This window comes from Aminobacter sp. MET-1 (assembly GCF_026521175.1).
Classification (GTDB): Bacteria; Pseudomonadota; Alphaproteobacteria; order Rhizobiales; family Rhizobiaceae; genus Aminobacter.
The window spans coordinates 1-446 of the sequence record NZ_JAMSHL010000073.1 but is presented as its reverse complement, the minus strand read 5'-3'; the positions used below and the strand labels follow the sequence as shown (position 1 = coordinate 446).

Genomic DNA, 446 nt, shown 5'->3' with positions numbered 1-446 from the left:
GTCGGCCAGATCATCCCGTGGAACTTTCCGCTTCTGATGCTGGCCTGGAAGATCGCTCCCGCTCTCGCCACCGGCTGTACGGTGGTGCTGAAGCCGGCCGAGTTCACGCCGCTGACTGCGATCCTGTTTGCCGAAATCTGCGAACGCGCTGGTGTGCCCAAGGGTGTGGTCAACATCGTCCAGGGTGGCCCCGAGGCGGGGGCGGCGATCGTCAACCATCCCGGCATCGACAAGATCGCCTTCACCGGCTCGTCGGAGGTCGGCAAGATCATCCGCAAGGCGACTGCGGGCTCGGGCAAGAAGCTGTCGCTGGAACTCGGCGGCAAGTCTGCCTTCATCGTTTTTGAGGACGCCGATCTCGACAGCGCGGTCGAGGGGCTCGTCGACGGTATCTGGTTCAACCAGGGTCAGGTCTGCTGCGCCGGTTCGCGCCTCCTGGTGCAGGA

General features: G+C 64.3%; 1 protein-coding gene. It reads left to right on the top strand.

Annotation, left to right across the window (positions count from 1 at the left end; genetic code table 11):
* A partial coding sequence (locus NDO48_RS30590) for an aldehyde dehydrogenase family protein (protein WP_267322896.1) occupies positions 1-446 on the top strand: 446 nt, incomplete at both ends.